Source organism: Roseobacter sp. S87, from assembly GCF_055693285.1.
This window is the reverse complement of record NZ_JBVFTR010000004.1, coordinates 3,817,065-3,840,164: the sequence shown is the minus strand read 5'-3', so window position 1 is coordinate 3,840,164 and position 23,100 is coordinate 3,817,065. Positions and strand designations below refer to the sequence as shown.

General features: G+C 59.8%; 21 protein-coding genes and 1 pseudogene. 4 read left to right on the top strand and 18 right to left on the bottom strand.

Features of this window, described 5'->3' with window-relative positions; genetic code table 11:
- Positions 1–35 precede the first annotated feature (35 nt).
- The 5 genes from ACZ1HA_RS19950 to ACZ1HA_RS19930 all read right to left on the bottom strand — a co-directional run bounded on the left by ACZ1HA_RS19950 (position 36) and on the right by ACZ1HA_RS19930 (position 4,995).
- Complete coding sequence (locus ACZ1HA_RS19950) at positions 36–2,051, bottom strand: DUF1989 domain-containing protein (RefSeq protein WP_472715143.1); 2,016 nt, start codon at positions 2,049–2,051, stop codon at positions 36–38.
- Positions 2,052–2,092: 41 nt separating this feature from the next.
- Entirely contained in the window at positions 2,093–2,356 is a 264-nt protein-coding gene (locus ACZ1HA_RS19945) for a hypothetical protein (RefSeq protein ID WP_375228969.1), read from the bottom strand.
- A 120-nt stretch (positions 2,357–2,476) separates the two neighbouring features.
- Positions 2,477–2,932 carry a very short patch repair endonuclease gene (locus tag ACZ1HA_RS19940; protein ID WP_472715142.1) on the bottom strand — a complete coding sequence of 152 codons (456 nt, stop codon included), beginning with the start codon at positions 2,930–2,932 and terminating at the stop codon, positions 2,477–2,479.
- Positions 2,933–2,937: 5 nt separating this feature from the next.
- On the bottom strand, positions 2,938–3,978 hold the full coding sequence (gene dcm, locus ACZ1HA_RS19935) for a DNA (cytosine-5-)-methyltransferase (RefSeq protein ID WP_472715141.1): 1,041 nt from the start codon (positions 3,976–3,978) through the stop codon (positions 2,938–2,940).
- A gap of 87 nt (positions 3,979–4,065) precedes the next feature.
- Positions 4,066–4,995 (bottom strand): LysR family transcriptional regulator, encoded by a 930-nt coding sequence (locus ACZ1HA_RS19930; RefSeq protein WP_472715140.1) that lies wholly within the window; start codon positions 4,993–4,995, stop codon positions 4,066–4,068.
- A 181-nt stretch (positions 4,996–5,176) separates the two neighbouring features.
- Between ACZ1HA_RS19930 and ACZ1HA_RS19925 the strand changes: the two genes are divergently transcribed.
- On the top strand, positions 5,177–6,850 hold the full coding sequence (locus tag ACZ1HA_RS19925; protein WP_472715139.1) for a BCCT family transporter: 1,674 nt from the start codon (positions 5,177–5,179) through the stop codon (positions 6,848–6,850).
- Between the two features lie 71 nt (positions 6,851–6,921).
- Here the strand turns inward: ACZ1HA_RS19925 and ACZ1HA_RS19920 are convergent, their stop codons facing one another.
- The 10 genes and pseudogenes from ACZ1HA_RS19920 to ACZ1HA_RS19875 all read right to left on the bottom strand — a co-directional run bounded on the left by ACZ1HA_RS19920 (position 6,922) and on the right by ACZ1HA_RS19875 (position 17,114).
- Complete coding sequence (locus ACZ1HA_RS19920) at positions 6,922–7,929, bottom strand: LacI family DNA-binding transcriptional regulator (protein ID WP_472715138.1); 1,008 nt, start codon at positions 7,927–7,929, stop codon at positions 6,922–6,924.
- Positions 7,930–7,960: 31 nt separating this feature from the next.
- A pseudogene (locus ACZ1HA_RS19915) lies at positions 7,961–8,847 on the bottom strand (NAD(P)-dependent oxidoreductase).
- A 28-nt stretch (positions 8,848–8,875) separates the two neighbouring features.
- Positions 8,876–9,292 carry a GlcG/HbpS family heme-binding protein gene (locus ACZ1HA_RS19910; RefSeq protein ID WP_472715137.1) on the bottom strand — a complete coding sequence of 139 codons (417 nt, stop codon included), beginning with the start codon at positions 9,290–9,292 and terminating at the stop codon, positions 8,876–8,878.
- On the bottom strand, positions 9,292–10,212 hold the full coding sequence (locus ACZ1HA_RS19905; RefSeq protein WP_472715136.1) for an SMP-30/gluconolactonase/LRE family protein: 921 nt from the start codon (positions 10,210–10,212) through the stop codon (positions 9,292–9,294). The genes ACZ1HA_RS19910 and ACZ1HA_RS19905 overlap by 1 nt, the downstream gene beginning before the upstream one ends.
- Positions 10,213–10,308: 96 nt before the next feature.
- Positions 10,309–11,457 carry a substrate-binding domain-containing protein gene (locus ACZ1HA_RS19900; RefSeq protein WP_472715135.1) on the bottom strand — a complete coding sequence of 383 codons (1,149 nt, stop codon included), beginning with the start codon at positions 11,455–11,457 and terminating at the stop codon, positions 10,309–10,311.
- Positions 11,458–11,537: 80 nt separating this feature from the next.
- On the bottom strand, positions 11,538–12,665 hold the full coding sequence (locus ACZ1HA_RS19895) for an ABC transporter permease (RefSeq protein WP_472715134.1): 1,128 nt from the start codon (positions 12,663–12,665) through the stop codon (positions 11,538–11,540).
- Positions 12,662–13,423 carry an ATP-binding cassette domain-containing protein gene (locus tag ACZ1HA_RS19890; protein WP_472715133.1) on the bottom strand — a complete coding sequence of 254 codons (762 nt, stop codon included), beginning with the start codon at positions 13,421–13,423 and terminating at the stop codon, positions 12,662–12,664. The genes ACZ1HA_RS19895 and ACZ1HA_RS19890 overlap by 4 nt, the downstream gene beginning before the upstream one ends.
- Before the next feature lie 75 nt (positions 13,424–13,498).
- A complete protein-coding gene (locus ACZ1HA_RS19885) occupies positions 13,499–14,548 on the bottom strand; it encodes a substrate-binding domain-containing protein (RefSeq protein ID WP_375228980.1) in 1,050 nt (349 codons plus the stop codon).
- 27 nt (positions 14,549–14,575) lie between these two features.
- Positions 14,576–15,598 carry an ABC transporter permease gene (locus tag ACZ1HA_RS19880; protein ID WP_375228981.1) on the bottom strand — a complete coding sequence of 341 codons (1,023 nt, stop codon included), beginning with the start codon at positions 15,596–15,598 and terminating at the stop codon, positions 14,576–14,578.
- Complete coding sequence (locus ACZ1HA_RS19875) at positions 15,585–17,114, bottom strand: sugar ABC transporter ATP-binding protein (RefSeq protein WP_472715132.1); 1,530 nt, start codon at positions 17,112–17,114, stop codon at positions 15,585–15,587. Before ACZ1HA_RS19875 ends, ACZ1HA_RS19880 begins: the two co-directional genes overlap by 14 nt.
- 145 nt (positions 17,115–17,259) lie before the next feature.
- Between ACZ1HA_RS19875 and ACZ1HA_RS19870 the strand changes: the two genes are divergently transcribed.
- Positions 17,260–18,291, top strand: coding sequence for a LacI family DNA-binding transcriptional regulator (locus ACZ1HA_RS19870; protein ID WP_375228983.1), 1,032 nt, complete (start codon positions 17,260–17,262; stop codon positions 18,289–18,291).
- On the opposite strand, the gene ACZ1HA_RS19865 is transcribed toward ACZ1HA_RS19870, so the two are convergent.
- Positions 18,279–19,151 carry an isocitrate lyase/PEP mutase family protein gene (locus tag ACZ1HA_RS19865; RefSeq protein WP_472715131.1) on the bottom strand — a complete coding sequence of 291 codons (873 nt, stop codon included), beginning with the start codon at positions 19,149–19,151 and terminating at the stop codon, positions 18,279–18,281. The genes ACZ1HA_RS19870 and ACZ1HA_RS19865 overlap by 13 nt on opposite strands.
- Positions 19,152–19,313: 162 nt before the next feature.
- Here ACZ1HA_RS19865 and ACZ1HA_RS19860 point away from each other — a divergent pair, with 162 nt between their 5' ends.
- Positions 19,314–20,810, top strand: a complete 1,497-nt coding sequence (locus ACZ1HA_RS19860; RefSeq protein WP_472715130.1) for a mannitol dehydrogenase family protein — start codon at positions 19,314–19,316, stop codon at positions 20,808–20,810.
- Positions 20,811–20,821: 11 nt separating this feature from the next.
- On the opposite strand, the gene ACZ1HA_RS19855 is transcribed toward ACZ1HA_RS19860, so the two are convergent.
- Positions 20,822–21,700, bottom strand: coding sequence for a LysR family transcriptional regulator (locus ACZ1HA_RS19855; protein ID WP_472715129.1), 879 nt, complete (start codon positions 21,698–21,700; stop codon positions 20,822–20,824).
- 118 nt (positions 21,701–21,818) lie between these two features.
- Between ACZ1HA_RS19855 and ACZ1HA_RS19850 the strand changes: the two genes are divergently transcribed.
- On the top strand, positions 21,819–22,592 hold the full coding sequence (locus tag ACZ1HA_RS19850) for an SDR family oxidoreductase (RefSeq protein WP_472715128.1): 774 nt from the start codon (positions 21,819–21,821) through the stop codon (positions 22,590–22,592).
- 10 nt (positions 22,593–22,602) lie between these two features.
- Here the strand turns inward: ACZ1HA_RS19850 and ACZ1HA_RS19845 are convergent, their stop codons facing one another.
- Positions 22,603–23,100 carry a gluconokinase gene (locus ACZ1HA_RS19845; RefSeq protein ID WP_472715359.1) on the bottom strand — a complete coding sequence of 166 codons (498 nt, stop codon included), beginning with the start codon at positions 23,098–23,100 and terminating at the stop codon, positions 22,603–22,605.

The window sequence follows — 23,100 nt, the reverse complement described above, 5'->3', positions numbered from 1 at the left end:
CGGTGGCCTGTTCCATTTGTCACCGGGTCCGGCCGTCAGGCGCGGGCCCGTTTTCGTGTCGGATCGACGAATGGAATGTCTGACACCGTAACCTCAAGACGTTTCATATGTCCGTCCATCATGCCGACGTGCAGTTTCGTGCCGGTTGCCGCGTGCTCAACGGAAAGACGCGCCATCGCCACGGCGGACTGAAGTGCGGGTGATCTGGTTGCAGATGTCACCACACCGACCTGCCGTTCGCCCCTGAGAACGGGGCACCCGTGTGCGGGAACATCATCGCAATCAAAGATCAGTCCGCGCAGGACCCGGCGCGGGTCTTGGCTGTTGCGCTCAAGAGCCGCCCGCCCCGAAAAATCAGATTTACGCAGATCCACCGCAAACCCGAGGCCCGCCTCGAAAGCATCAATGCCCGGCGCAAACTCAGCGCCTGCCGCTGCAAGACCGGCTTCTATTCGGATAATCTCCAGTGCCGCCGACCCCATTGGTCTGAGACCGAATTCTTCGCCCGCTTCTGTCAGCGCGTCCCAGATCGTCAGGGCATCCGCTTCCGCACAGAAAATCTCATACCCCAGCTCGCCGGTATACCCCGACCGCGTCAGCATAAAGGGAGCACCTTCCCGGTCCTTCAGGCGCGCTACCGTCGCCCCAAACCATTTTATATGCTCAAGGGCCGGCACATGCGGCTGTGTAAAGACAAGTTTGCTGAGCAGATCGCGTGACCTCGGCCCCTGAAGCGCGAGATTGGGCAGGGAATTTCTAAGATCATGCACCCGGACCTGCAGCCCTGCTTCCTTGGCCATCCGGCTGAGCCACCGGCCACTTTCCTCAGATCCACAGCACCAGCGAAAGAGTTGCGGGGCCATCCGGAAAAGCGTGCCGTCATCAATTACTTCACCGCTTTCGTCGCACAACAGGCTGTAAGTCCCGCGCCAGACAGCCAGCCGGTTCACATCTCGCGTCATCGCCTGCTGCAACAGACGTTCCGCATCCGGCCCAATGATATCAAACTTCCGCAACCCGCTCATATCCTGGAGCGTTACAGCCTCGCGGCACGCCCAGTATTCACCGGTTGTCCCATGTGCCGGGAAACTGACAGGCGTCCAGAGATCGCGGGCAGGTGCGAAGTGATCCGTCTGCGGTGCCAGTCTGGGGTGAAATGCGGATTCGTGACTGATCAGCATCGGGGCGTCCTCTTTTGGCCGATAGGCAACGGCGCGCTGAATCCTTGTCTGCGGCCGGTAGATGCGCACATGCACATCTGTGGGGTTCCAGCCGTTGATCGGATCAATGTCATCCGGGCAGGCTGTGGATACGCAGATAAGATCATCCAGCGCGGCCATGGCCACATAATCGCCGGGCCGCGAGTAGCTTTCGGCGGTCATCAGATGGTGGTGCGGATCCACCCAGGTGTTCCAGAAAAAGTTGATGGCGGGCCAGGCCGGTCGGCGGCCGACACCAAAGCCGGCGAGCGCATCAGAGATATTGTCCGAACAGTTCACATGACCCGGGAAGCCGCGTTCCTCGTAGCCACGTGCGGTGCACGCCAGCCCGAATGTATCATGCCGGCCGCAGGTGTCCTGGATCACCTGAAGCATGGGCACCATGTCCTGGTCAAAGAACTTGTCAGACAGACCTGGCCCCGGAAAAGCACGGCGCACCATACTGCGTGTGGCGGTCGCATCGATCATCAGTTCGGTCTGGCGATCCAGCCCGGATTTGCGGAAGGCCTGAAAGTCTGAACACTGCTGGCCTTCGACGTCGATGATCTGGAGCACCTCCCCGCGGCGAAGCTCATAGCTCATGGCGCTGGCCCGCGGCACAGTGAATTCTTCCCGGATGTCTCCGAGCGGTTCAGGCAGCAGCGGCCCGGTGTTGCCGGCACGCTGATGAGACACGGTAACGGTGCCACCGCTCCCCTGCTCAATGAGCTGGCGTGCAGGCGCGCCACGGATCGCCCAGACGGTACACGTCGCGCGGGCTTTCAGAACAACCGGCTCCCCGGACCAGGCAATGTCGGTGCAGTTGATGCTGCCGCTCACCGCACCACCCATGCGCTCCGTCCATCCTACCAGTGGCGCAGATGCAAAGTCGCTCAGGCCAATGCTGTCATTGCCTGACAGGCCGAGAAGCCCCCCGCGTCGCCGCCCTTCTGGTCGAACACGGCCACTGAAAGCCGGTCACCGGGCGCAAGGCTGATGCTCAGCAGGTCACCGGGCCCGACATCAAATCTGTGCAGGTCCCGCGGGCCGATCAGTATGGTGTGGAGGTTTTCCGGTGCGTTAAATCCGGGGAACCGGCGGGCACCAGAGTGCTGGCCGATGTTCGAGAACGCATGAATAGTATTCTGACCGCTCACGATCACTCTCTCCATGGACCGTCCGAAGCGGCCGTCCTCATCGTTCCTGCAAGTGGATTCTTATGTCAACTGCCGTAACGACATGTGAACGCAAAACACCGTGAAAGCATCGCGGGCGGTTCAGCTGCTGCCACGTATTTCCAGTATTCTGGCGTCAGAGCGCAGCCACTGTTCCAGGCGTTCCGGCACAACACCCTCCGGCAGACGCAGACGCCCTTTGAGCGCGCATTCCCAGACCGTAGCCACGCGCCAGCCTGCGTCCAGAAGCGCTGCGGTCTGTTGCGCGTCGCGATCCCGGTTCCGACCAATTTTCTCCCGCCAGAATTCCGGGCGCGTGGCCGGCCAACTGAACAATGCACAGTCATGCCCGTGCCAGAAACAACCATGCACAAAAACTACAGCACCATAGCGTCGCAGAACAATGTCAGGACGTCCCGGCAATGACCTGACGTGCAGCCGGTACCGGAAACCCGCAGCATGCAGGCCCCGTCGGACGGCCATCTCGGGTTTCGTGTTTTCAGCGCCGATACGCGACATGTTCCGGCTGCGCACAGCAGGGGAATGCACGTCTGCCATATGCCTCAGCTTTCGGCCATCGCCCCGGCCATACACCGCATGATATGCGGATGCATCAGGCGGGCAACGTCGGCAAACACCGGAACGGCAACCGAGTTTCCGAACTGGCGGTAAGCCTGCGTGTCAGAAACGGGAATGCGGAAATCATCCGGATACCCCATGAGCCGCGCGCACTCCCGCGGCGTCAGCCGCCGGGGGTTTTGCCCGCCACCCTGCTGCACTAGGATTTCCGAGCCGTCTTTGTAGTACCGCGCGGACAGGGTACGCGCTATGTCGTCCGGCCCCACCAGGCCAAAACCAAATCCGTTTCCGGCGGCACGGTGCCGGGCTGCATAGGCCTGCAGGTAAGACCAGAGTTTGTCCGACAAGGTGTATTTAGCAGCAACGGTTGCGGCAGCTCCCTCGGTGAATGGCGGCTCGGCAGCTTCTGTCCCGTCACCGACATGCAGCACCGAGCGCATTTTCGCAATCCCCTTTGCCGGCAGGTGCATGTCTGCGAAATCAAACCCGGTGGCATGACGAAATCCAACGATTACAATGCGCTCCCGGTGCTGCGGCAGGTAGTGCGCCGCATCAATAACCCGCGTGTGCAGAGAATATCCAAGCTCTTCGCTGAGCTTCCGGCGGATGACACCGAATGTCCGCCCGCCATCATGACTGGTAAGGTTCTTGACGTTCTCAAGCAGGAAACCCGCTGGCCGATGATATTTCAGGATACGCAGGACATCGAAGAAAAGCGTGCCCTGCGTCTCATCATCAAAACCGTGAGCCCGGCCCAGAGCATTCTTTTTAGACACTCCCGCAATGGAAAAGGGCTGGCACGGAAAACCGGCCACCAGAACATCGTGCGCCGGAATATCAGCAGCATCTACCGCTGTAATATCGCCTGCCAGTGGTCGGTTGTCGCGGTAATTTGCACTGTAGGTCTTTTGCGCAAACCGGTCCCATTCGGATGTGAAGACGCACCGCCCGCCAACACATTCCATGGCGCGACGCAGCCCACCGATACCCGCGAAGAGATCAATAAATTCAAATGTATCGCTCACAAGTCCCCACAGTCACCGCCACCCCCGGGCCAGCAGTCCCGGCATTATGCCAGGTCGCGTCAGCATGCCAAGGGCCAAGTTCAAACACTATTGCCGGTTTTCCGCATGCGCTCGTCTGAGGCACCGCAGGAACTCTTTGGTTTTCCGGTCCGGTTCCGGTTGGCGCCGTGTGATCGCTGCGAACCGGCTGACATAGGCCGAGTGCCGCGCCGCGATCGGCCGCACACTGTTACTGGCCATGAATGTCGCCGCAACATGATCGGCAAGATACCCAAGATAACACCCCGACTGAATCAACAGAGCGAGTGCCTCTTCTTCCTGAACCCGTGCCGCACGGCGCAGGCCCAGTTTCTGACCTGCAATCATGTTTGGTGAATTGAATCCGAACCCCGCGTACTTCCAGCTGCTCAGATCCGGAAGGGCATCCGGATCGGATGGCGCGTCAAACAAGGGATGCCCCCGGCCACAATAAAGCGTCATATGTTCGTCATAGAGCGGCTCATAGCTCAGCGACCCGGACTGGCGGTGGATCGGAACAACCGCCACATCCAGTGATCCGTCGACAACCTGAGCCTCCAGCACATTCGGTGCATGCAGCGCAATTTCCAGCGTGACCCCCGGTGCGGACTGGTCAAACCGGCGAATGGCATCGTCCAGATGCGCCTCGGGATTGGTTGTGGACTGATCGAAAATGCCCAGACGCAGCGTCCCGGTCAGGGTCTGGTGTATCTCGTCCACTTCGGCCTGAAACCCATCCAAAGAACCCAGCAACCGGCGCGCAGATGCCAGAACCTTCTCTCCCTCGACCGTCAGCGAGAACCCGGATGGGCCACGATTGCACAGACGCAATCCCAGCCGCTGCTCCAGATCAGCGATGTGACGCGAGATCGTTGAGCGGCCGATATTCAGCTCCAGTTCAGACGCAGCAAAGCCGCCACATTCGGTGACCGCCACAAAAATGCGTATCAACCGGATGTCGACATCACTCAGCCGTTTCAGCAGTGCACGTTTTGCCAAACCAAGGTTTCCGTTTTCTGCAACTATACCGGCTAAAGTTTCCCCTTATCAAACGAGAATAAAGGTATAGGCTGCCTGTGAGGAGTTCCAGGGACCTACGCTCCCGGACATGCTCAAAAAACAAGCTCTGTGCGGGCAGAACAGCCGCAAAATCAGCAGAGAAGCCAACAAGGAGACTGTAATGGCAATTGAACCGCCACTTATGGATCTGCCGATCAAAACCGCCGATCAGGGGTTTTATCGGGGGTTCAGCGTAAACGTAACCGTCGTAAGTAAAATCATCATCAGTGTTCTGGTGGTCTGGTGCATTGTCTGGCCCACACAGGCCGGCAGGGTCCTTGGCGACTGGAACACGGCGATCCTCGCCCAGTTCGCTGCCTGGTACATCTGGGTTGTGACAGCCTTTGTGATTGTCTGCATCGGGCTGGCGCTCTGGCCGACGGCAGGCAGACTCAATCTTGGAGTTGAAGGCGAGAAGCCCGAGTTCTCGAATTTTTCATGGTTTTCCATGATGTTCGGCGCCGGTATCGGCGTTGGCATGCTGACCTGGGCCGTGGCAGAACCTGTCGCCCACTTCAAAAACAACCCATCGGTTATTCAGGGACTGACCACAGCGCTTGACGCCGACAATGTGCGGACGGCCTATGTCTGGTCATACCTGCACTGGGGGCTTGGGGCGTGGGCCTGCTATGCCGTCGCGGGGCTCGCGCTCGCGTTCTTCAGTTACAGACGCGGTCTGCCTCTGACGATCCGGTCATCGCTGACACCACTCTTTGGCAAATCCCTTTCGGGTACAGTCGGACACATCATTGATATTGTGGCCGTTGTTGCGACCATTCTTGGTGTGGCGCAAACCCTTGGGTTCGGCGTTGAGCAGTTTGTTGCGGGTCTGACACGGATTGGTTTCAGCGGTCTGGCGCTCGAAGACGGTTCTGCAACGACACTTGGTATTGTTGTGGCGCTGGCGGTCATCATGGGGGCGTCCACACTGTCGGCGCTGTCTGGTGTCGGCAAGGGCATCAAATGGCTGTCTAACATCAACATGGTTCTGTCGATCTTCCTGCTGGGATTCTTCATCATCTTTGGGGCAACCTGGTTCGGAGCGTCTGCGTTCTTTATCGGCATCTGGGACTATCTGGTCGCTCTGCCGTGGCTGAGCTTCAACGTGTATGCCTCTGACGGTGTCGAAGGATCCGAAGCCTTCCTGCTCACACAGTGGCAGGGCTGGTGGCCGGTCTTTTACTGGGCCTGGTGGATCGCATTTGCTCCTTTCGTAGGACTGTTCCTTGCGCGTATTTCGCGGGGCCGCAGCATCCGTGAATTCGTACTGGGTGCAATGATCGTTCCATCGCTGATGTGCTTTGTCTGGTTTGCGTGGGCCGGTGGCACAGCGATCGATCTGGAGCTGAACGGCGAAGCCAACGGACTGATCCTTGACGCCGCCAACGGTGACAAGATCTTTGCGATGACCGAATTCATGCTGGCACCGATTGCCGAATTCCTGGCATGGGGCATGGCGGTAATCATCGTGGTCCTGCTGATGACGTTCCTCGTCACTTCCGCTGACTCCGCGGTGCTGATCGTGAACACCATCAACGCTGCAGGCGACGAAGGCCCGAAGGCACGTCCGCACATCCTGTTCTGGGGTGGCGCGCTGGCTCTTGTGGTCGGTGGTCTGCTGATCTCCGGTGGCACCGGTGCTATCCAGACAGCGATGGTTATCGGCGCTCTACCGTTCTCCATTGTGATGGCGCTGATGTGTATCGCTCTGATCAAGGCGATCTGGAACGATGGCCGCCGCGAGGCCGCCGGCGTTCAGACAACCAACGAAGAGCTTGCTTCGCCAGCTGAGTAAGCTGACGACCAATACAATAGTACAAAAGGCCCGGAGTTTCCTCCGGGCCTTTTTTCATTCAATGGATGAACTCAGGAAGTGCCGCCCTGCCGGAGCTGATAACCGGTTTCGATTTTCAGAGGACTGTCGCCGGCTTCACCTGCCAGAACACGACTGATCGTATTGCCTGCCGCCACACCAATATCAAAGGCAAAAACATCAACGGTTGTGAGCGCGGGATAAGCCACGGCGGCAATCTCGAACGCCCCAAAACCGGTAATCGCCAGGTCATCAGGCACCACTACACCGCGGCGCTGGCAGGCCGATAATGCACCGAATGCCACGGTATCCGAGACACAGATCAGCGCATCGTAGTCCGAAATGCGCGCGGCCAGAGCGTCCACGGCGCGCGCACCTTCGGTCATGGAAACAGGCGCCGGGCCGATGCTGATCACATCCACCGGACGAAGGCCGTGCCTGTCGGCAGCCGCGCTGACGCCCCGGCAACGCTCGGCCCCGCGACGGTCACTGTCACCCTCGGCCCCGAGAAACGCGAACCGGCGGCGCCCGGAAGCAGCCAGCTGATCAACAACCCCCGCCATGACATCCGCATTGGAAAATCCGACCGTATGCCCGATCGGATCCGCCGGCAGATCCCACATCTCAACTACAGGAATGTCACGGGCACTCAACAGTTCCCGGGTACCCTGCGAGTGGTTCCCGCCTGTCAGAATGAGCGCTTCGGGTTTGCGTTCCAGCAGCTGACGGACAATGCGTTCTTCTTCTTCGACCGAATAATTGGTGCTGCCCAACAGCACCTGCAGCCCCGTCTGCGCCAGCGTTTCGGTCAGTCCACGGTGCGTTGCCGCGAAGTTGGCATTGTCGATGGAAGGCAGCGTAACGGCAACAAACCCACTTTTTTGCGCGCGAAAGGCCTGAGCCGTTGTGTCATAGACATACCCCAGCCGGCTGGCGGCGGCCCGGATAGTGTCGCGGGTCCGCTGGCTGACCGTTCCGTCACCGCGCAGCGCGCGAGACACGGTCATAGGCGAAACACCTACTTCGCGCGCGACGTCGCGCATGGTGACACGCGATGTCATCTGCACACTCCGAACAGAAGCTGGTCTGACCTCAAACGCTGATCTCCTCTCCTGCACCACGGAAAAACTCCATGACAGCGGCCTGATCCTCGCCCCCGAGACCCGCGGCGGTCAACATCCTGTGGATCTCAGCACACAGCGCGGTCATCGGCATCGACGTGCCCGTGGATCTCGCAAGGTCCTGCACTGCGTTCAGATCCTTGACCATATTGTCGATCCGGCCCGTGCGGCGATAGTCCCGCGTCGCAAACCGTGGCAGATATTCCTGCAACAAAGCGCTGTCTGCACGCCCCCCTTGAGCGCGAGAGGAATTTTTTCGGCATCCACGCCCGCGTCCTGCGCGAGCTGGGTCGCCTCAGCGACCGCCAGAAATCCGAGGCCGCAGAGCACCTGATTGATCAGTTTGGTTGTCTGTCCGGCGCCGGACGGTCCCATATGCGTGTAATTGGCCGCGACGTGCCGCAGTGCACGATGCGCTTTTTCGACGGCATCCGCCTCGCCGCCGGCCATCAGGGTCAGCTCGCCGGTCAGCGCTTTGGGCGCACCTCCGGAAAGCGGACTGTCCACCCACATCAGACCTTTCTCAGCCGCCCGGGCCGCGAGATCCCGCGTCGCATCCGGCGCAATGGACGACATGTCGATGATTACCGTACCGGGACGCGCGCCTTCTGCGATGCCACCCGCCCCAAAAGCGGCGATTTCGACAATATGGGCAGCATTCAGGCTGGTAATCACAAAATCCGCGTTTTTGGCTGCTTCGGCAGCACTGGGTGCTGCAACACCGCCCTTTCCGACCAAAGCCGAAACTTTTTCAGCATCGAGATCAAAGACAGCAAGCTGGTTGCCCGTTTCCAGCAGACGTGTACCGATCGCACCGCCCATTGCCCCCGCACCAATCAGTGCAATCCGTTCACTCATACTCATTCTCCGGTTCTGAAATTGATTGTCAGACGTCCGCACCGACTGCGGCCAGGGCCGCGCCTGCGACGGCAAGATCCTGGTCAGGGCTTCCTGACCCGACGCCGATACCGCCAAGCAGCGCGCCGTGGATCCGGATCGGCAGACCGCCACCAAGTCCGGTCATCTCGCCTTCTGTTGCCGCAGCAATCGCGGGGCGCACGGCCTCCGGAATGCCTGTGGTTGGTCCGCCTGTGGATGCCGCCGTGCGTGCCTTTGACCGCGCGCTTTTGCGGCTGAGAAATTTGGCGCCGATCATACGGATTTCACCCAGCAGTTCGCCACTGGCGTCCACAATGACAATGCACTGCGGCTGGCCGATTTCCTCCGCCTTGCTGACCGCAGCCTGAAGCATGGCCAGCACGCCGGTGTGGGTCAGTACACTGCTGCTTCGGGTGAACTCCATCAGCGGGCCCCGTTCACGTTAAGATAAACCGAGTACAGCGACGTTGTTCCGCAAATGAACAGCCGGTTGAGCTTGGGTCCACCAAAACAGACATTCGCCACCATCTCTGGGATATGCACTTTGCCAATCAGCTCGCCCTGTGCATTCAGGCAATGCACGCCATCTGCAGCAGAAGTCCAGATCCGGCCATCCCTGTCGAACCGGAACCCGTCAAAAACACCCTCGGTACATTCGGCGATGACCCCGCCCTCCAACAGGGTATTATCCGCGGACACGTTGTGCCGCCGGATGTGTCTGGGTCCATCTGCATCATGCGTAATGCCCGTGTCCGCAATGAACAGTGCGCTTTCGTCCGGCGAGAAAGCCAGACCATTTGGTTTGACATAATCGTCGGCAACGATGCGGATGTTGCCGGTTTCGGGATCAACACAATAGACATGGCAGGCACCGATTTCACTCTCGGCGCGGTCACCCTCGTAGTCCATCATGATGCCGTAGGAGGGATCAGTGAACCAGATTGTGCCGTCCGATTTCACCACAACATCATTGGGTGAATTCAGACGCTTTCCCTCAAAACTGTCGGCGATGACAGTGATACTGCCATCATGTTCTGTGCGCGTCACGCGCCGCGCAAGATGTTCGCAGGACACCATGCGCCCCTGCCCATCTATAGTGTTGCCGTTTGAGTTGTTGGAAGGTTGTCGGAACACCGAAACCGACCCGTCGGTTTCGTCCCAGCGCATCATCCGGTTGTTCGGAATGTCGGACCAGACAAGATAGCGGCCTGCGGCGAACCAGACCGGCCCCTCCGACCAGCGCGCGCCTGTCCAGAGACGTTCGACCCGTGCGTGCCCGATCAGGCAGCTGCCAAATTCCGGCGCCAGCTCTTCAAAACCTGTGCCCTCAATCACCCCGAACATTTCCGTATTCTCCTTTGACCGCAGAGCGGTACCGTCGCTCCTGCGGGTACCGATACAGTAAAACAGGCGCCGGTGCGACCGGCGCCTGTTGTTGTCTCAGCGGTCGAGTGCACCGACGCCTGAGAAGCGGAAAGCTTCCTTTTCCAGAGCGTTGAGTTCATCCGCGCTCATCTGATCATGCGCCACGGTAATGCGGCCCAGGAAGACAAACGGAAGGTCACCGGCACGGTCTTCCATGTCTGCTTTGATTGCTTCAGCTGTTGCGGCACCCACATCGTCGCCCATGCGCATAGGTGTGGCATCCAGTTCACCGCGGCGGATGGCGTCCAGTTCAAGACCCGTTCCGCCCCAGCCCGTGGAGAAGATTTCCTTTTCCTTACCAACAGACACCTGTGCCTCAACCGAGCCCATCGCCATCGCGGTATTTGCATTATGGATGATCTTAGCTTCGGGATAGGACTGCAGGATCAGCGACGTACCGGCGAAACCGCCTTCACGCTGATATTCACCATAGTGCTCGTACACGGTGGTCCAGCCCGCTTTTTCTTCGACGCATGCTTTGAAATCACCGGAACGCTGGTTGTCTGTAATGCCCGGGATCCCGCGGTTCATCGCCATTGTGACACCTTCACCCAGACGCCCGATCATGTAGTCACACATGGTCAGGGCACCGGCAGCGGACGAAAAGTCAAACCAGGCTGCGGGCTGATGCTCAAGCTCTTTGAGCGGTGTATGGAAGGCCCAGACATACGTAGTCAGATCGTCGGTTTCTGCAGCCAGCTTTGAGATGTTGTCCGCCTGGATCGCCAGCTCGGACGGGCCAAAGATAACATAGTCATAGATGTCTTTATCGAGGACCACCTGGTTGGCATAGGTTGTCTGCAGCGAATGCTCGATCTGACGTGACGCGAATTCAGTGGTTTCATACTGAATGCCGAGCTCATCGAGACGCTTGGTCATCGCCAGATAGTTACGCGCCCAGAAGTCAGAGGTATCAGACGACGGATAGATCAGAGCAATCTGGATCGGCGCGTCCTGCGAACCGGAGAACTTCACCGCTTCGCTGCCAACAACGGCCTGCATCGCTTCGAGCTTGCCTTCTGCATTCACCTCATCGGGCACCCAGTAATCGCGGTCCGCAATGTCAGGCAGTTCCTTGAGCGGCAGTGTGGCATGGCCATCCGCGAAGGCCATTGTGCCAAAGGCAACCGACGCGGCCAGAATTGTAGTTGTCATAAGTTTCATTTGATTTCCTCCCATTGGAAAATTTGTGCACCGGGGCCGGCTTCAGTTGCTGCCGCCCCCGGCATCACCTCTTTGTGCCGTCAACCGCTGGGCGCGGTCTCACCGGCAAAAATTCCACCGATTGCCAGCAGTGCAATCAGCAGGCCAATCAGCAGCGCGGAGAACCGCACAAGCTTCTGGCCTTCAGCTGTTTTGAGATCAGCAAACCAGCCGCCCGAGCCGTCTCGGTCCTTTTTCTGGATCCAGGCATAGAGAGCGACGGAGCTGATGATCACGAAGCCGGACGCCACGGGCTGCCAGAAAAACTCGATCCGCAGCGTGACGAGCGCGTTCAGCATCATCGCCAGCAGCAACACGCCCGAGAACGACCCGATGATCGACGCGCGCCCACCGAACAGGGACGTACCACCCACAACCACCGCCGCAATGACGTGCAGGTTGAAGAAGGGCGCCATGGTTGCCTGAATGGCGTTCTGCTTGCCGGTCAGCATCAGCCCTGCCAGCGCCGCACAGGCACCGCAAAGGACATAGGCATAGACCTTATGGCGTTTCACCCCGATGCCGGTCAGTTCCGCAGATTCCGGGCTCGACCCGATAGCGACCGTGTAACGGCCAAAGTGTGTCCGCTTCAGAATGTAGTACCCGGCAATCATCGTCAGCATGCCGATGACGGCAGGCGTCGGAATAAAGAAAGGCGTCTGCCCCCGGCCCATTTCTGTCAGCACATCCGGAAAGCGCGCGAGAACCAGACCCTTGGCCAGCAAGAGTGCCAGGCCTTTGTAGACAAGGTCCATCGCCAGCGTACCGATGAGGTCAGGCACATTGAACCGTGTGATCACCAGTCCGTTGATCAGCCCGAGCAGTGCCCCGATGGTCAGCGCAATCGGAATGCCGACATAGATCGAAAACCCGAACTGTTTGACCAGAAAGGCCATGATAATGGCCGACAGCACCGCGACCGATCCGACGGACAGGTCAATACCGCGCTGGGTGATGACAAAGGTCATCGCCATGGCCATCGGCATGTAAAGCGCGGCGTCCTGAAGGATAAGCTCCAGGTTGCTGATCCGGAAAAACCGTTCCGGCGACGCTATGGCCATGAACAGGAAGATGGCAAAGATCATCGCCATCGGCGCAATTACCGCCATGTAAGGCTCAAGCCGTTCAGTCAGCGGTGTCTTTTCGTTTGTCGCAACTGCGGTATTCATGCCGCGTCCTCCTTGGCACCAACGATCATGCCCAGAACTTCCTGGGTTGAGCTTTCGGCAGTGAGTGCTACTCCGACACACTGACCACGGCGCTGAACGTGAACTCGGTCTGCCACTTCGAAAACGTCATCCAGTGAGTGACTGATCAGGATCACAGCGAGGCCCTGTTCCTTGAGTGATTTGATCAGTTTCAGCGTCCGCGCAGTTTCCTGCGGCCCAAGCGCAGCAGTCGGTTCATCCATGACCAGCACCCGCAGTCCCTCGTGGTATACCGCCCGGGCGATCGCTACGGCCTGACGCTGACCACCTGACAGGCTGTCGGTCTGCACATCCAGCGACCTCAGTCGCACGCCAAGACGCTCCATCAGAACCCTTTCGGTTTCCGAGCGCATCCTTTTGTTGTCCAGCACTGTGATGCCGAACACCTTTTTGGTCAGCTCATTGCCCAGAAACATGTTGGCCGCCGGATCAAGGTGATCTGCCAGTGCCAACGTCTGGTACACCGCGTCGATGCCTGCTTTCGCAGCGTCTGCATGGTTCGAGAATTCGGCCTTTTCGCCATCGATGTGGATTGAGCCCTCTGTGGGTTGATAAACACCGGTCAGGACTTTGATCAGCGTCGATTTGCCAGCGCCGTTGTCGCCAACGATCGCAAGCACCTCTCCGGCATAGGCGGTCAGGTCGACGTCAGAGAGCGCCGTGACACCACCAAACCGTTTGGTGATCCCGCGCATTTCGACCAGGGGGGTGTCTGCCATTGCAGCCTCCGCTTGATGAATGAATGGAAAAAAGAGGCGGCAGGCAAATGGTGACACCCGCCGCCTCAGGGAGAATTACTTACCCCAGATCGCGGAGTAGGACTCGCGGTAAGGGCTGTCAGGATCGAACGCATTGCTGTCGCCCAGCTTGGCCAGGCCTTCCTGCGTTACCAGCGCCGGAGCGGTGACATAGCCGGAGCACGCCTCGCCCTGGATGGCACGGTTCAGCTCGTCAACGAGTTGCCAGCCCTGCAGGTTCAGCGGTTCCGCCACAGTGATCGCCTGGTACTGCGCACCGCGGATCCGCTGGAATGCAGCCTCAGAACCGTCCCCCGCAGACCCTGCCTTCGGAGAACCGGACCCCTGGATGCCAGCGGCTGCAAGTGCCGGGCCCATGAAGTCAAAATACAGATCGTTGATGGCCAGCGCATGCGTCCAGCTGGAGCCGTATTTCTGCAGCAGGCTGGTTGTCAGTGGCCCCATGCGGGTCGACGTGTCAGCAATCGGCGTATCGACATATTCCAGGACCTTGCCGCCGTTCGCTTCGATCGTCTCTTTGATCCGATCAGCTTTGTCGATGGCGATCTGGTAGGTGCTGTCCGTAAAGATCACCACGCCAATTTCTTCGCCACCGTCTTCGAGCGCCCACTCAGCAGCAACCTCAGACACTGTCATGGCGTCGGTCGAGACATTCGCGAAAATGCCACCCGGCGCGTCGCAGCCGATCTTGGGTCCGGAGTGCCATGCCACCATCGGAATGTTCGCCGCAACAACACCTTCGAGCGCTGCCTGCTGTTCGACAGCATCAAACCCGTTGATGATCAGACCATCAGGCTGCAGCGCAAGCGCCTGACCGATAGCCGCTGTACGGCCCTGGACTGACCCTGCGCCATCAAGGACGCGCACGTCCCATCCGATCGCTTCCGCAGCTTCTTCGACACCGTTTGTTACGCCAAGAATGCCGCCGTTTTTCAGATCGCCCGCGAGCACGACGATGGTTTTGTCAGCTGCAGCAGCCGGGCCGGATGTGGGACCATCGAATGCGGTCTCTGCTGTGACCGGCATGCCGAGCCCTGCCATCAGAGCTGTTGCTGCCATTGTATTCAGGAATGTTCTTTTCAGCATAGTTTCCTCCCAGAAGCTGAATGGATTTTATTTCTTTGCAGCGCCCTTTCGGCGCTGCGCGTAGCCCGCGATGCCAATGGCCACGAGCAGGGTGACCCCGTTGAAGAGTGGTTCTACCCAGAAAGAGCCGCCGAACTGCTGAATGCCGGAAATGCCGACCGCAAGGATCGCGACACCCACGATTGTGCCCCAGACGTTGACCCGGCCTGGTTTGATTGTCGTTGATCCGAGGAATGCGCCGACAAGAGCCGGCAGCAGGAACTCAAGGCCCACAGAGGCCTGACCAATCCGCAGTTTGGACGCCAGCAGAACACCCGCCAGAGCCGTCATTGTGCCCGAGGTCGCAAAAGCTGCGATCACGTATTTCCGTGTGGGGATACCATTGAGCTGAGCCGCGCGCTGGTTGGCCCCGATTGCATAAAGATAGCGGCCAACGGGTGTGTATTCGAGCACGATCCACATGATCAGCGTGATCGCGATCAGATAATAACCGGTGATCGGGATGCCCATGACAAAGGTCGTGCTGAGCGCGTAAAAGCCGTCAGGCAACACGCCGACCATCTGGCGGCCGCCGGTGTGCCAGAGCGCAAGGGCGTAAAGCACAGTGCCCGTGCCCAGGGTAGCAATGAAGCTGTCAATCCGGGCCACTTCGACCAGAAGACCGTTCAGAAACCCGGACAACGCACCCAGCATCAGAACAATTGCAACGGCCATCGGCCAGGGCAGGCCCAGCATGGTCTGCAGGCTGATCGCCAGAATGTGCCACAGCACGATACCGTATCCGACGGTCAGATCGATCCGGCCCGCAGCCATCGGGATCATCGCGCCAAGCGACAGCAGAGCAATGATTGCTTTGTCCGAGATAATCGCCCGCAGGTTCAGCATCGTCGGGAAGGTGTTCGGCAGAAGAACCGAGAACAGCAGAATCAGCAGGCCGGTCAGAATGACGAGGCCATAGACCGGCAGGAGGCGCATCAGGCGTTTGCCGGTGCTCAGATCGTTCATTTCCGCGCGGGTCGGTTCAAGTGCCCCGGATTCAAGCGATTGCATTGGTATGCTCCTCCCCGGAGGCGATATTCCCGGCCGAAGCCGACTGGATCAGGTTTTCGGTGGTCAGGCGGCTGCCGGAAAGCTCGTCAACGATCGCGCCCTGGCTGAAGACAATTGCCCGGTGGCAGATGGTCGCTATCTCCTCAAAGTCGGTGGAGACAACAAGGATCCCGATACCTTCTGCAAGAGCACGGTTCAGCAACGCATAGATTTCTGCTTTGGCCCCCACATCGACACCCGCTGTCGGGTCCTCGCAAAGAAGCAGTCTGCGTTTGGTCGCAAGCCAGCGGCCAATGACAACTTTCTGCTGGTTGCCGCCCGACAGCGCTTCGATGGCAAGTGTCGGGTCATTGGGCGACAGGCCAAGATCATCGCCGATTTCCGAGGCCTGTTCCGCCTCGCGCGCGGGCATCATCAGGCTCAGCAGGCCCCGGCCGAGAGCCGCTGGGTTCAGAAACGTATTTTCGCGGATCGTGAGATTCATCGCAACGGATTCTTCGGTACGGTCCCTTGCGACCAGGCCAATCCCGGAATTCAGCGCAGCCTGCGGGCTGGCCAGATCAGGCGTCTCACCGTTCAGTGTTACTGCCCCGGTATGCTGCTCCAGCCCGAAAAGGGCCCGCGAAATATCCTCGTGACCCGCGCCGCGCAAACCCACGAGACCGACAATTTCATTCCGCTTGAGCGTAAACGAAAGCGGGCCGACCTCGCCGACACTGACGTCCTGCAACTTCAGAATGTCCTGCCCCGGCGCGTCTTCTGATTTCAGCGTGGCGCGTGTTTTGCGGCCAACAATCTTTTGAACCAGTTCTTCGGGCGTTGTGTGCGCGATGCTGCGCACGCCAACCATGGCACCGTCCCGCAGAACAGCGACCCGGTCCGCAATCTGGAAAATTTCATCAAGACGGTGGCTGACGTAAATCATGCCAACGCCACGTTCCCGCAGCGGGCGCAGCGCCTCAAAAAGACGTCCGACCTCATCCGCTGGCAGCGACGCGGTTGGCTCATCAAGTACGAGAAACTCGCTGTCGACGGCCAGCGCGCGCGCAATCGCGACAAGCGATTTTTCAGTACGGGTCAGATCTTCAACCCGTGTCGTGGGATCAAACGTGCAATCAACCTTCAGAAGCGCTTCAGCCGCAAAGGATTCGACCTGCGCCCAGCGGATCATTCCGCCCTTGCGGGAGTAACCCAGCGCCAGAGCGATATTCTCAGCGACGGTCATCCACTCGATGAGGCCAAGATCCTGATGGATGAACGCAACCTTTTGCCGCTCACCGAAACCGGCCGGCCGGTGTGTATAGGGCACACCGTCAATGAGCACCTGACCCGCGTCCGGAGAGTGGATACCACCGAGCACTTTGATCAGCGTGGATTTACCCGCACCGTTCTCACCCAGCAACGCCACGATTTCGCCGCGGCCGACCGACAAAGACACATCCCGCAGCGCATATGTACCGCCGAAATGCTTGTCGATGCTGTCAAAGAACAGACCCTGTTGCAGGTGCTCTGCCATGTTTCCTCCCCATGCGGCTGTTGCCACATCACCGGTCACAGGAGACTTGATGAAAAATCGCGTTACCCGTAACGTAGGCCTATCGTCGGCTTGAAGCGCCGGGGAAGTCAAGAAAAAAGTTACCGGTAACGCAACTCGGGGTAGAATGGCAGATAAACCAAATAAAAACAACAAGGTAAGCCTCGCAGAAGTCGCCCGCGCGGCCGGTGTTTCGAAGATGACCGCGAGCCGGGTGCTGCGCAGCGAAGGTGGCTATTCTGAAAAGACGCGCGTCAGGGTGATGACCCAGGTTGACCAGCTCGGCTACCTTCCGAATCGTCTCGCGACCGTTTTCGCGGGCGACCAGTCATCGACTTTTGTCGGCGTTTCTATTCCTGATCTGGGCAATGAGGTCTTTGCGCAGGTGCTCGAAGCGATTGACCGGAAGCTTGGAAGTTTCGGACATCAGACCGTTCTGGGTCTGACGCAGCACACCCACGAGGAAGAAGAAAACTGGATCCGCACGGTTCTGTCCTGGCAGCCTGCCGGACTGATCCTGACCGGGCGGTACCATTCCGTGCGGGCGCTCGAGATGCTGCGCAATTCCGGTGTGCCCGTCGTCGAAATCTGGGATCTGAACTCCAGCCCCCTCGATATGAGCGTTGGTATCAACCATTTCGACTGTGGTTTCGAGATGGGACGGTTCCTGATCAGCTGCGGCTACCGCTCGCTGGGCTTTGTGGGCACATCGCATGACACCGCGAATGCCGCAACCGCGCGTCTGGAAGGATTCACCAAAGCGGTTGAGGATGGCGGCGGCCAGGTTGTCCGCCAGCTGTGCCTGCACGACACTGCGGCGTTCTACCCGGGGTTTTATGGAACAGAGCAGCTTCTTGCCTCTCAGCGCAATGTCGAGTGTGTTTTCTACCAGAACGATTCAATGGCCTTTGGCGGCCTGCAGTATTGTGACCAGCGCGGCATGCGCGTGCCCGAGGATATCGGCATCGCCGGGTGGGGCGACCTGCCGGTGGCCTCGGTTCTCAAAAAGCGTCTGACCTCTATGCATGTGCCCCATCTGAAACTGGGGCAGGCAGCCGCAGAGCTGATGATCGCCCGCCTGTCGGGCGAACCGGTGCCGAACACACGGGACATCGGATACCGGCTTATCCCTGGCTCAACCGTACTTCAGCGGCGGTAACGGTCTTCTGCCTCATAGTAGGCATCGAAACCCACGCGCCGGCGTAATTCGTCAAAAGGCATCAGACCCCCTGTGTGGTCCACCCCCGCCTTCAGCGCCTGCAGCGTGTCACACATCGCCCGCATCGCCGCCGAAAGGCACGCCAGAGGGTAGGCCGCAATTGCGAACCCCATTTCTTCCAGCTCCGCCGGTGGCAGTACAGGTGTCTTCCCGCCCTCCAGCATGTTGGCCACGGTGGGCACCGGGACCTCGGCGCATATCGTACGCATTTCCTCTTTGCTGAAGGGCTCTTCGACAAAGACGATATCCGCGCCAAGTTCCGCGAACACCTGCGCCCGGGCAATAGCTTCTGACAGACCAAGGTCCCGGCGTGCGTCCGTGCGGGCCTTGATCAGGATGTCTGCCCTGGCGCGTGCCGCAGTTGCGGCCCGGATCCGGTCAAATGCTTCCTCCCGGTCCACCACAGCCTTTCGCGCGGTGTGTCCGCAGCGCTTGGGGGACAGCTGATCCTCAATCATGACACCGGCACATCCCGCGCGCGCAAACCCCTCCACTGTGCGTTCCACGTTCATCGGATTGCCATACCCGGTGTCGCCGTCGACCATCATCGGGATTGAGATCCCTTCCATCACGTTGCGCGCCTGGTCCAGCACCTCACCATAGCTCATCAAACCAACGTCCGGCGCACCGATCCTGCTGACCGAGGCAGAAAATCCGGACAAAAAGGTCAGATCAAACCCGCTTTGTTCGACAAGACGCGCGGATATGCCGTCAAAGCAGCAGGGCATCATGATCATGCCCTCCCCGGACAATAATTGTCTCAGGCGGTCGGCCTGGCGGTTCGGCAACTGATCGGACACGATAACTCTCCTGTTCTTCCCGGCCCGTGGCCCCGTTTGACACGAAGCCCCGGCCCTCTGACTCTGTCAGTTTTTCCAACCGCTGTCAGCGCCCCATCAGCGCAGCCGGATACGGGGTGCGGGCACTTTACATTGCCGCAGGTTCTGAAGGATTGTGCGCGCATGACATCACCCGAACACCCCGCCAGTCTGTCACCTGAAACACCCATGAAGCCAGGCATTGATGGGCCGGACTACGATCCGGAAGCTCATGGAACCGGCATCGTGCATATTGGCCCCGGCGCTTTTCACCGCGCGCACCAGGCCGTTTTCACCGATGATGTACTTGCCAGACATGGCGGCGACTGGCGCATCTGTGGTATCAGCCTGCGCAGTACCGAAAGCGTCGATGCGCTGAACCGTCAGGAGGGCCGTTACAGCCTGGAGATCAGGGGACAGAACGGCACAGACCGCCGGGTCATCGGCAGCATTTCCGGCGCACTTGCCGCCGCGCGGGGCATTGAGCCAGTGCTGGATATGCTGGCGGCACCGTCCACGCGCATTGTCAGCCTGACGGTAACCGAAAAAGCCTATGGCATCCTGCGCGGGACCGGCACAGTGGACCGCAACCATCCCGCGATTTCAGCAGATCTCGCCCGCCCGGATGCGCCGGAAGGTGTCGTGGGTCTGATCGTGGCCGGTCTTGCACGGCGCAAGGCTGCGGGACTGCCCCCCTACACCGTTCTGTGTTGCGACAACCTGCCGTCAAACGGGGCACTGCTGCGCGCCGGGGTGCTTGATTTTGCCGCCGCATGTGACGCAGGTCTGGCGGCGTGGATCGCGGAGTATGGCGCTTTTCCCTCCACAATGGTGGATCGCATCACGCCGGCGGCAACGCCCGAACTGCTTGACCGGACAGAAAGCGCCCTCGGCGCAAGGGACGCCGCCGTCGTCGAAACAGAGCCTTTCAGCCAGTGGGTTGTGGAAGACGCCTTCTGCAACGGCCGTCCGCGCTGGGAAGATGCGGGGGTGCTTTTTGTGCCGGATGTCGCACCCTATGAGAAAATGAAGCTCCGGATGCTGAACGGGACGCATTCGCTGATTGCCTATGCCGGATTTCTCTGTGGTCACACCTATGTGCGGGACGTGATGGCAGATGCAGCCCTGAACCGGCTGGCAACGGATCATATGCGGTCTGCGGCTGGCACCCTGCCGCACCTCGCAGCGGTTGATTTTGATGACTACGCGCGCGCCTTGCAGGCCAGGTTTGAAAACCCTGCGATTGCGCATGAGACCTATCAAATTGCGATGGATGGCAGCCAGAAAATGCCACAGCGAATCTTTGAACCGGCCATGGAAGCACTGGGCACGGATCAGGACGCCGGGACCTTTGCCATCGCAACGGCGGCGTGGATGCGGTACTGCGCCGGGACTGTCGATGGTCGCACCTTTGCACTGCGTGACCCTCTTGAAGCGGACATCCGTGCAGTCTGCGATCATGCCGGACAGAGCGCCGCGGCTGTGTTTGACGGGATCGCGGCACTGCCATCCCTGATGCCCCGGACGCTTTCCGGTAATCCGGTCTGGCGGGACAATGTCGTCCGGTGCCTGTCACACCTGATGCAGCGCCGGTCTGCCAAAGAAATGCGGGCGGCTTTCACACAGATGGCGGGCGGCTGACCCCACGCGTTTCACCTGTTGCACAGTTCTGCCCGCAGGAAATCCAGCGTCGCCCGGACTTTCCGCGGCAGAAAAGAGCGGCTGGGGTAGAGCGCCCAGGCACCGGTAGAGAAACCGGTCGCGGTGCATTGCCAGTCCGGAAACAACTGCGTCAGATTCCCGTCCCTGAGATCACCCGCCACCAGCCAGTCAGGCAGAAGAGCCGGCCCCAATCCGCTGATCGCCGCACTGCGCAGCGACAAGGCACTGCGGGTGAGAAACCACCCATCGACCGGCACCCCGAATGGCTCATCCCTGCCTTTGCGAAAGATCCAGCGGTCGCGATACCCCGGCAGCGCGGAACGCAGACAGGCCATCTGCGCCAGTGACCCGGGGTGATCCGGAACACCGGATTGTGCCATCCAGCCCGGTGACGCACAGACCAGATACCGTGTCTGCATCAAACGGGTGCTGATCAGATCGCCCCTCGGCGCATCTGCCAGCCTGATGGCCAGATCAATTCCGTTCGCTACCAGATCAGTATTTGCGTCCTCCGGGATCAGTTCCAGCGTAATTCCGGGAAACCGCTCCCGAAAAGAAGGCAGAAGCGGCAGAAGACAGATCTCGGAAAAGGCGACTGACGCGGTCAGGCGCAACAGTCCGGACGGCGCGCCGCCCTCGCCGCGAGCGTCCTCTGCCGCCTGACTCAGCCCGTCGAGCAAGGGCGTTATCCTCTCCAGATATACCGAACCAGCTCCCGTGACCGCCATGCGTCGCGTCGTGCGCTGAAACAGGCGAAACCCCAGCTGTGCTTCGGTCGCGGCCACACTGCGGGAGACAGCTGACGGGTCGAGATCCAGTGCTCTCGCGGCAGCGGCAAAACTGCCGAGACGCGCGACCAGCGCTGCCATTCTCAGATCATCAGTATTCATTCATGTATTTTATGCACTATTGTTTTGCAAATTATACCATTTTTTACATGTAAAAACACGCTTAGCTCCTCCGGGAAACCAGACAGGAGCGTGAAACATGCAATACTCAAACAAAACGGTGGTTATCACCGGTGCCAGCCGCGGCATCGGCGCGGCCACCGCCAAACACTTTACCAGCCTCGGCGCGACAGTGGTCCTGGCGGCAAGATCAACGAATGACATCACCAGCATTGCAGAACAGATCCGCGAGGATGGTGGCAGGGCGGATGCCATCGCCTGCGACGTCAGCCGATATGAGGACATCGCAGCGCTCGAAGAACACGCACGTGACCACTACGGACAGATTGACATGTGGGTCAGCAACGCCGGACTGATTGACCCTATCGCACGTCTTGCTGACAGCGACCCCGCGGCATGGTCTCTGGTGGCTGATGTGAACCTGAAGGGGGTCTATTACGGCCTGCGCGCCGCCCTGCCCGGCATGATCGGCGCGGGAGGGGGCACATTTGTTCACATCAGTTCCGGGGCGGCGACCAGCGCTCTTGAAGGCTGGAGCCACTACTGCGCGACCAAAGCCGCAGTGCTGTCACTGACGCGGGTGGCCGACAAGGAATACCGCGATCAGGGCGTCAGGGTGATCGGCTTGTCACCGGGCACCGTCGCTACGGACATGCAGTCAGCGATCCGCGCCTCCGGCATCAATCCGGTCAGCCAGTTGGACTGGGCCGCGCATATTTCGCCCGACGACGTGGCCAAAGCCATCGCCTGGCTGGGAACACAGGCGGCTAATCCATGGCTCGGACAGGATTTCTCACTGAAAACGCCAGACGGGCGCGCAGCAGCAGGGCTTGCACCGCTGGCGACAGGATAAAGGCTGCGGCCTAGGACGCGGCCCCGATCTGCGCAGCGATCCAGGCGACAATCTCATCTTCGCTGCGATCTATATCGACAGTAAGCGCAAGCTCATCCGCGGCCGGCGGCTCCAGCGCCGCAAACTGACTGTCGAGCAGGGAAAGCGGCATGAAATGGCCCTCCCGCGCGGACATGCGGCTGGCGATCAGTTCCCGGCTGCCCGCAAGGTGCAGAAACATCACTGGCGACCCTGCACCATTTCGGATCGTGTCGCGGTACACTCGTTTCAACGCAGAGCACCCCATAACAACACTGGCATCGCCCGCTTCCATGCGGGCGGCTACTGCAGTCAGCCATGGGGCACGATCCTCATCATCCAGCGGTTCACCACGCGCCATCTTGGCCACGTTGGCGGGTGGGTGCAGATCATCAGCGTCGACGAATTCCGCGCCGATGGCAGCGGCCAGCCCCTGTCCTACGGAGGTCTTCCCACAGCCGGAGACCCCCATCACCACATAGTGACGCAT

Coding starts and splice junctions, on each gene's coding strand:
- ACZ1HA_RS19845 (WP_472715359.1), bottom strand. CDS start 23,100: ATGCGTCACTATGTGGTGATGGGGGTCTCCGGCTGTGGGAAGACCTCC.
- ACZ1HA_RS19950 (WP_472715143.1), bottom strand. CDS start 2,051: ATGGGTGGTGCGGTGAGCGGCAGCATCAACTGCACCGACATTGCCTGG.
- ACZ1HA_RS19855 (WP_472715129.1), bottom strand. CDS start 21,700: ATGGCAGCGCTGGTCGCGCGTCTCGGCAGTTTTGCCGCTGCCGCGAGA.
- ACZ1HA_RS19910 (WP_472715137.1), bottom strand. CDS start 9,292: ATGGAGTTCACCCGAAGCAGCAGTGTACTGACCCACACCGGCGTGCTG.
- ACZ1HA_RS19875 (WP_472715132.1), bottom strand. CDS start 17,114: ATGGCAGAGCACCTGCAACAGGGTCTGTTCTTTGACAGCATCGACAAG.
- ACZ1HA_RS19925 (WP_472715139.1), top strand. CDS start 5,177: ATGGCAATTGAACCGCCACTTATGGATCTGCCGATCAAAACCGCCGAT.
- ACZ1HA_RS19860 (WP_472715130.1), top strand. CDS start 19,314: ATGACATCACCCGAACACCCCGCCAGTCTGTCACCTGAAACACCCATG.
- ACZ1HA_RS19900 (WP_472715135.1), bottom strand. CDS start 11,457: ATGAAACTTATGACAACTACAATTCTGGCCGCGTCGGTTGCCTTTGGC.
- ACZ1HA_RS19850 (WP_472715128.1), top strand. CDS start 21,819: ATGCAATACTCAAACAAAACGGTGGTTATCACCGGTGCCAGCCGCGGC.
- ACZ1HA_RS19940 (WP_472715142.1), bottom strand. CDS start 2,932: ATGGCAGACGTGCATTCCCCTGCTGTGCGCAGCCGGAACATGTCGCGT.
- ACZ1HA_RS19870 (WP_375228983.1), top strand. CDS start 17,260: ATGGCAGATAAACCAAATAAAAACAACAAGGTAAGCCTCGCAGAAGTC.
- ACZ1HA_RS19895 (WP_472715134.1), bottom strand. CDS start 12,665: ATGAATACCGCAGTTGCGACAAACGAAAAGACACCGCTGACTGAACGG.
- ACZ1HA_RS19880 (WP_375228981.1), bottom strand. CDS start 15,598: ATGCAATCGCTTGAATCCGGGGCACTTGAACCGACCCGCGCGGAAATG.
- ACZ1HA_RS19890 (WP_472715133.1), bottom strand. CDS start 13,423: ATGGCAGACACCCCCCTGGTCGAAATGCGCGGGATCACCAAACGGTTT.
- ACZ1HA_RS19885 (WP_375228980.1), bottom strand. CDS start 14,548: ATGCTGAAAAGAACATTCCTGAATACAATGGCAGCAACAGCTCTGATG.
- ACZ1HA_RS19905 (WP_472715136.1), bottom strand. CDS start 10,212: ATGTTCGGGGTGATTGAGGGCACAGGTTTTGAAGAGCTGGCGCCGGAA.
- ACZ1HA_RS19920 (WP_472715138.1), bottom strand. CDS start 7,929: ATGACATCGCGTGTCACCATGCGCGACGTCGCGCGCGAAGTAGGTGTT.